General features: G+C 50.5%; 6 protein-coding genes and 3 pseudogenes. 1 reads left to right on the top strand and 8 read right to left on the bottom strand.

Annotation, left to right across the window (positions count from 1 at the left end):
- Window positions 1–88: 88 nt before the first annotated feature.
- Window positions 89–344, bottom strand: a pseudogene (locus MJ768_RS14295) (winged helix-turn-helix domain-containing protein); the annotation flags it as partial.
- Window positions 345–418: 74 nt separating this feature from the next.
- On the opposite strand from MJ768_RS14295, the pseudogene MJ768_RS14300 reads away from it, so the two are divergent.
- Window positions 419–636, top strand: a pseudogene (locus MJ768_RS14300) (IS5/IS1182 family transposase); the annotation flags it as partial.
- Between the two features lie 14 nt (window positions 637–650).
- Here MJ768_RS14300 and MJ768_RS14305 read toward each other — a convergent pair.
- The 7 genes and pseudogenes from MJ768_RS14305 to MJ768_RS14335 form a co-directional block, all read right to left on the bottom strand.
- Window positions 651–1,822: pseudogene (locus tag MJ768_RS14305) on the bottom strand (IS4 family transposase).
- A gap of 240 nt (window positions 1,823–2,062) precedes the next feature.
- Window positions 2,063–2,314, bottom strand: coding sequence for a hypothetical protein (locus tag MJ768_RS14310; protein ID WP_239292667.1), 252 nt, complete (start codon window positions 2,312–2,314; stop codon window positions 2,063–2,065).
- A 158-nt stretch (window positions 2,315–2,472) separates the two neighbouring features.
- Window positions 2,473–2,727, bottom strand: a complete 255-nt coding sequence (locus MJ768_RS14315) for a YqhA family protein (protein ID WP_239292669.1) — start codon at window positions 2,725–2,727, stop codon at window positions 2,473–2,475.
- Window positions 2,728–2,969: 242 nt separating this feature from the next.
- Window positions 2,970–3,305, bottom strand: coding sequence for a cell division protein FtsB (gene ftsB / locus MJ768_RS14320; RefSeq protein ID WP_239292671.1), 336 nt, complete (start codon window positions 3,303–3,305; stop codon window positions 2,970–2,972).
- A 32-nt stretch (window positions 3,306–3,337) separates the two neighbouring features.
- Window positions 3,338–4,621, bottom strand: a complete 1,284-nt coding sequence (eno, locus tag MJ768_RS14325; RefSeq protein WP_239292673.1) for a phosphopyruvate hydratase — start codon at window positions 4,619–4,621, stop codon at window positions 3,338–3,340.
- A gap of 18 nt (window positions 4,622–4,639) precedes the next feature.
- Complete coding sequence (gene kdsA, locus MJ768_RS14330; protein ID WP_239292675.1) at window positions 4,640–5,491, bottom strand: 3-deoxy-8-phosphooctulonate synthase; 852 nt, start codon at window positions 5,489–5,491, stop codon at window positions 4,640–4,642.
- Between the two features lie 7 nt (window positions 5,492–5,498).
- Window positions 5,499–7,163, bottom strand: a complete 1,665-nt coding sequence (locus MJ768_RS14335) for a CTP synthase (protein WP_239292677.1) — start codon at window positions 7,161–7,163, stop codon at window positions 5,499–5,501.
- Window positions 7,164–7,313 lie beyond the last annotated feature (150 nt).

Consider the following 7,313-nt stretch of genomic DNA (forward strand, 5'->3'; position numbering starts at 1 on the left):
CCTGGATGCGTTGGCTTTGAACTTGCTACCATCAAGAGCGATGTTGCCGAAACTGGATACCTTCATGGTGTGAGCCCGACAGGCTGCTAGGCGCAAAACCACGCCCGCGTACATCGGTATTAACTAGTGCCGTCTCATCACCCCAGTGAATTTCTCCGTCCTCGATACGGGCGCACCTGGCAATTGGCAATCTCCGGATACTGCTCGTCGAGCCGTTGCTTTACCGCCTCCGGTCGCTGTTCGTACGCTTTCATGATTGGCTTTTGCGGTGTAAATCCTCAACGTTTGAGATAATGCCCCACCGTCCGGATCGGCATGGAAATATGGCACTCCTGCTTGATTAAGTCTACGCTGATTAAGTCCACCGATCTCACAGGTCGTACGTTCTAACTGTAGTAGACAAATATGGTTGACGGCAATGAAACAACAGACTCTGGCGATGGCGGCGAAATACGAAACTGGATTTGAACAACCCCGCAGGCCGACGCGGCGCGACAATTCCTGGACACGATGAACCGCATCGCGCCGTGGGCAGATCTATGTGCCGTGATAGACCCGCACTACCCGAAGCGAGGCAATGGCCGCCCCCCGATTGGACTTGAACGTATGCTACGCACCCACTTTATCCAGCACTGGTCACTACTGTCCGGTTAAAAAACTAATAGATTCAATTGATTGTAGTCGTTATCCTGTTCGGATTTGTAGTCGCTGCCCGGAAACGCTTGCTGAATGGGCATTTTCTTGAACAGGATGAGCGAAAATATCTGTAACAAAATATAGAGCGAAGCGTCCAGATTGAGGCGCTTTTTGACGATAGCGACAAGGACATAGACCGATACGGCGATCCAGATTTGCGACTTCACCGCATTCTCTGAGCTGCCGTAGAACTTTTTGATACGCAGATGCTGCTTGATCCATTTGAAAAACAATTCTACCTGCCGGCGTGCCTTGTAGAGTGCGCAGATTGTCGCTGCTGGCAAGCTGAAATTGTTGGTCAGGAATACCAGCTTTTTGCCGGTCTCGGTATCTTTGTAGCGAATGCGGCGCAGATGTTCTGGATAGTTCTTGCGGCTGGTGGTGCCGGTGAGTGCGACGGTCTGATTGCAGATGATACCTGCGCTGTGATCTACCTGAGCCGAATAGACGCGCTTGAGCCGGGTGTTCGACTTGGCGCGTGTGACGAAGAAGGCTTGTGCCTGATGCAATACGTAAAGCCGGGCGAAGTCCAGATAACCACGATCCATAATGTAGATCGCTCCGGCCTCCAGTACCAGAATATCGAGCATATTGACATCGCCCAGCTTGCCGTCGGAAATGTGGATGAAGCTGGGAATGTTGCCGCGCAAGTCCAGCAGCGTATGCATCTTCACCGCCGACTTGGTGGTGCGAAACAACGCCCACGGAAAGAGCGACAGGCACAAGTCGATGATCGTCGAGTCCAGCGCGTAAGCCGTGTTCTCCAACTCGATGCCAAAGCTATCGTCCACATAGAGCTTGCGGGCTTGCTCAATCAGTCGCTGGGCGAATTCGGCGTGGATACGCCAATCGCGCGCCTCGTTGGCATCGGCCAGCGTCGAGCGCTTGGTCTCCTGCCGCAAGCCCATGTGGTAGAGCTTGGCCGACTGCGCCGAAAGACAGACCTCGATGTCGCGCAGACTCTCGCGGTATGTCAGTTGCGCGAAGGCCATCACACAGAATTGATCGGCGCATGTCATAGACTTTACGTAGCGATCGCCGCCGCAACGATCGACAATGCGATGGAAAGTCTTCCAGGGGAGGGGAAGTCCATGAGTTGAGCGAACAGCGTTTTGCCGATGTTCATGACAGCCTCCAAAAGAAAAACCAGAAGACTGCCAGACTCGCTCTTCGCCATTCAAATCGGAGGCACCCTTCATTGCTTGGAATCCAGCGACAATCATGGCTTTCAGCGGTTCGCCCTCTCTTTTAACCGGACAGCAGTGAGCACTGGTTGAATCTGGCTGACTTTGCCTGCAAAGAAGCGCTCTACGACATATAAGTTCCATTAATTATGACGCACTACACTAGCTTGACAATCAGCGGATCACTGTGGTATCTGATTGACCACCTTCTGTAGTTCCGGGAGATCGCTCGAGTTTTTTGCTGCCTGACTCTTCCCCTCAATTTTCTCTTGGGTCCAGTCCGCCCCCTCTCCCGCACCCCATGACACCAAGGAGGCAAATACAAACACCAGTATGTCGCGTTTTTTGCCATTGTTAAAACCCTGTTCTTCCAAAAAACGGCGAACATACCAAGCGACAATGAAAACACGATGGTGGAGATCATCAGGTTCCACATTGAGGGTAGCGAGAACATAATTTATTTTTTTGATTAGAGAGTTATGACTGTTATTTCAGTGGTCTTCTGCCCTGAGAATCAGAAACAGTGATGCACCAATCAGGGCGATGGCACCGCCAAGATAAAGCAGATCGAGGGGGGACGATATCTTCATGTTCAGTGCTTCCTCGAACAGGGTGACATCAGCATCACCAGAATTACCTTGGCCAGCCGCACCTTGAGGTCGTCCAGACTGGCAATAACCAAGATCTTGCTGGAGGTCTTTCTGCCATGTCCTTGTCCGTCATCCCGGCCGCAGCCGGCAGCACGGCTGCGAATTTGAATGCGCGCTTCAACACATTTGTGCTTGGAAATAATTCGCAGGGAGCGGTCATCGTCAGAACTCAACTGCATTGCTTGGCTTGGCAACATGCATGGCACAAACCTCCAAAGCAATAAACATTTAGTGGCCAAGCCTCCACATAAATTCTATTGCTTATGATGCGCTTTACTGGTGCAGTGCATTCGAAATAGTGGTACTTTGAAATATGACATTCATGCCAAAGGTAGAGTTTAAAATACATCCAGATTGGCGCCAGGCATGGCACGAAGAGACATCATAATTGGACTGTGGAAACAACGGGCTGGCGGAAATCTAGATTTTATATGTACGGTTATTTCGGATGCACACCACTAGCTGCCTTGACATCAAGCACTGCTGACGCAGGCAACAACGAATGATCATCCACTATCTGAAAGAATACTTCGTCTCGCTTGACCATGCCCAGCTCACTTCGAGCGCGCTCTTCCACGGCTTCAGTACCTTGCTTTAGATCGCGCACCTCAGCATCCAGAACCGCGTTGCGCGTTTGAATTTTTTGATTGATATGTTTCTGTTCCTCAACTTGGCGATCAAGATCCCATACCTTCAACCAGCCACCCTTCCCAAACCACAGCGGATACTGCAATAGCAGTAGCAAAGATATCAGTATCAGCGAGACCCAGCGCATCTATATTAAATTAAGATCAAGCGCTAAGCCTATTATGCCAATTGGTGGTATGCATCTCGTCCAGGATAATACGCGCTGTCGCCCATGTCTTCTTCAATGCGTAGCAGCTGGTTATACTTCGCCATGCGATCGGAGCGAGAGAGTGAGCCGGTTTTTATTTGCAGGGCGTTGGTACCCACGGCAATATCGGCAATCATAGTGTCTTCAGTCTCACCTGAGCGGTGCGAGATCACTGCAGTATAGCCAGCGCGCTTAGCCATCTCGATGGCAGCGAAAGTTTCAGTCAGCGTACCGATCTGGTTTATTTTAATCAGGATAGAATTAGCCAAGCCCTGACGAATTCCTTCGCGTAATATCTTGGTATTAGTTACAAAGACGTCATCGCCTACCAATTGCACATTTCTGCCCAAGCGCTGGGTCAGCAGCTTCCAGCCAGTCCAATCATGCTCACTCATACCATCTTCTATGCTAATTAACGGATATTTGTCGACCCAATTGGCAAGGTAATCAACAAACTGCGCGGATGTCAACTTGATACCTTCTGATTCCAGATGGTACAAACCGTCCTTGTAAAACTCGGAACTAGCGCAATCCACACCGATAGCCACATCCAAACCGGGCACATAACCTGCTGCCTCTATCCCTTCGATAATCAACTGTAATGCTGCTTCGTTATTCGGCAGATTTGGTGCGAAACCACCTTCGTCGCCAACGGTAGTAGGCATGCCTTTGTCGTCGATCAGCCCCTTTAGCGCGTGGAATATTTCTGCCCCGCAACGCAACGCTTCGCGGAAGCTGGCCGCACCAACCGGAATAATCATGAATTCCTGCATATCAATGTTATTGTTGGCGTGTGCGCCGCCGTTGATGATGTTCATCATGGGCACGGGCATTCCCATTCGCGCCACTCCACCCAGATAACGATACAACGGCAAGCCGGATTCCTCCGCAGCGGCTTTGGCCACCGCCATGGATACCGCCAAGATGGCATTTGCACCGAGACGAGATTTATTTTCGGTACCATCCAGATCAATCATAGTCTGATCAATAAACGCCTGTTCGGCGGCATCCAAGCCAATGATAGCTTCGGCGATTTCGGTATTAACGTTCTCCACCGCTTTCAACACGCCTTTGCCGTAGTATCGTTGTTTATCATCATCACGCAGTTCGACAGCTTCTCTGTCCCCGGTGGATGCTCCAGACGGCACCGCAGCACGCCCCATAATGCCGGATTCCAACAAGACATCTGCCTCGACCGTGGGATTGCCACGGGAATCCAAAATCTCACGCGCTATAACATCTACAATTGCACTCATAACTCATTCCTTCATTCACTAAACATTGCTCAAGTCTATGTTTTCTTCGATAAAGCCTTGTTCCTTGACTGTTTCATCCAGCCTTTTCAAGGTATGCAACAGTTCCTCCAGGTGTCCAAGCGGGAAGGCATTCGGCCCATCCGACAATGCCTGCGCCGGATTGGGATGCGTTTCCATAAACAGCCCGGAAATGCCAGCAGCTACAGCCGCTCGCGCCAGCACTGGCACAAATTCGCGCTGTCCGCCGCTTACTGTGCCCTGCCCGCCCGGCAACTGCACCGAGTGCGTGGCATCGAATACAACCGGACAACCGGTGTTACGCATTACTGCTAAGGAACGCATGTCCGACACCAAATTATTATAACCAAATGATACACCGCGCTCACACACCATGACGTTGTCCTGACCGCTAGCCTCACGCGCCTTTGCAACCACGTTTTGCATGTCCCATGGCGATAGGAATTGCCCCTTCTTTATATTCACCGGGCGTCCAGCACTTGCAACGGCATGAATGAAGTCGGTCTGACGGCACAGGAAGGCAGGCGTTTGCAGAACATCAACCACTGCGGCAACCGGCACGATTTCCTCAATGCTATGCACATCGGTTAGAACCGGTACGCCAATTTGAGTCTTCACCTTGTCCAGAACTTTCAGGCCCGCATCCATTCCAAAACCACGAAAGGATTTGCCAGAACTGCGATTTGCCTTGTCGTAAGATGACTTGTAAATAAATGGGATACCTAGCTTCAGACAAATCTCCTTGATTTGCCCCGCCGTGTCCAGTGCCAATTGCTCGGACTCAATCACACAAGGTCCTGCAATCAGAAACAATGACTTACTCAGGCCGACTTCAAAATTACATAGTTTCATATGGCCGCTATTTTTTTGCAGAAAGCGCTGACTTACGGCGTTCAATAGCCGCTTCAACAAATGCTTTGAAAAGGGGATGGCCTTCGCGCGGCGTGGAAGTAAATTCAGGGTGGAACTGTACGCCGATAAACCACGGGTGCATAGTTTGCGGCAACTCCATAATCTCCGGTAAGGCTTCGCTCGGCGTGCGAGCAGAAATCACCAGACCTGCTTTCTCAAGCGCGGGTACATAGTAATTATTAACTTCATAGCGGTGGCGGTGGCGTTCATTGACTTCACCGCCGTAGATAGTCGCAGCCAAGGTGTCGAGTTTGATCGGGCAGCGCTGCGCACCCAAGCGCATCGTACCACCAAGATCGGAATCAGTACTGCGAATCTCGACCTTGCCATCGCTGTCGCGCCATTCGGTAATAAGTGCCACCACCGGATGCTCTGTTTCTGGATTGAACTCGGTGCTATTTGCATCCATCATCCCTGCCACGTGGCGAGCATATTCAATCACTGCTAGCTGCATGCCAAGGCAAATACCAAGGTAGGGCAGTTTATTTTCACGGGCATAGCGTATCGCGGCAATTTTCCCCTCGGTGCCGCGCTTGCCAAATCCGCCCGGAACTAGAACCGCATCGAGACTCTTGAGGCCATCTATACCACCATTTTCGAGTATTTCTGAATCAATATATTCGATATTGACGCGCGTCGAAGTGTGTATGCCCGCATGGCGCAAAGCTTCGATGAGAGATTTATATGACTCAGTCAATTCAACATATTTACCGACCATGCCGATAGTAACTTCATGCTGCGGATGCTCTAATGCATGAACAAGCTTGGCCCAGACTGACAAATCAGCAGGTGGAAGATGGGACAATCCCAGTTGTTCGCAGACGATGCGATCCAAACCCTGCTCATGCAACATCTGTGGAACTTTATAAATACTGTCCACATCCCACATTGAAATCACAGCCTCTTCACGCACATTAGAAAATAATGAAATCTTGGCCCGCTCCTCATCAGGAATCGGTCGATCTGCGCGGCATAACAAAGCGGTTGGGAAAATACCAATCTCACGTAGCTTCTGTACACTGTGCTGAGTCGGCTTGGTTTTCAATTCACCCGCGCTGGCAATGTATGGCACCAATGTCAAATGTACATAGGCCGTATCACTGCGTCCATGGCGCAATCCCATCTGCCGGGCAGCTTCCAAAAATGGCAAAGATTCAATGTCCCCTACCGTTCCGCCAATTTCGACGATGGCCACATCGGCATTGCCATCATACGAAGCCGCTGCGCCACGTTCAATAAATGCATTGATTTCATTCGTAATGTGCGGGATGACCTGCACTGTCTTCCCGAGGTATTCGCCGCGACGTTCCTTGCGAATCACGCTGTCATATATCTGCCCAGTTGTAAAATTGTTGGCCTTGCGCATCTTGGCTGAAACGAAACGTTCGTAATGTCCTAGATCTAGATCCGTTTCTGCACCGTCCTCTGTAACGAACACTTCACCGTGCTGGAAGGGGCTCATGGTACCAGGATCAACATTTATGTAAGGGTCCAGCTTAAGTAGCGTTACTTTAAGGCCGCGGGATTCAAGAATCGCCGCGAGTGAAGCCGCTGCAATGCCCTTACCTAAGGAGGACACCACGCCGCCAGTAATAAAAATGTATTTAATCATGAGGTGCGATGATACCGTAAATCCTTATCACTCTCAAAAGGAGAGCTCTCGATGTACTATAAACAACAAAGCCCTCACATGGAGGGCTTTGTTGATTGCAAGGAGTCTGACGATGACCTACTTTCACATACGTATGTACACTATCATCGG

Origin of the sequence: Candidatus Nitrotoga sp. 1052 (assembly GCF_927312905.1) — a bacterium.
Lineage (GTDB): Bacteria > Pseudomonadota > Gammaproteobacteria > Burkholderiales > Gallionellaceae > Nitrotoga.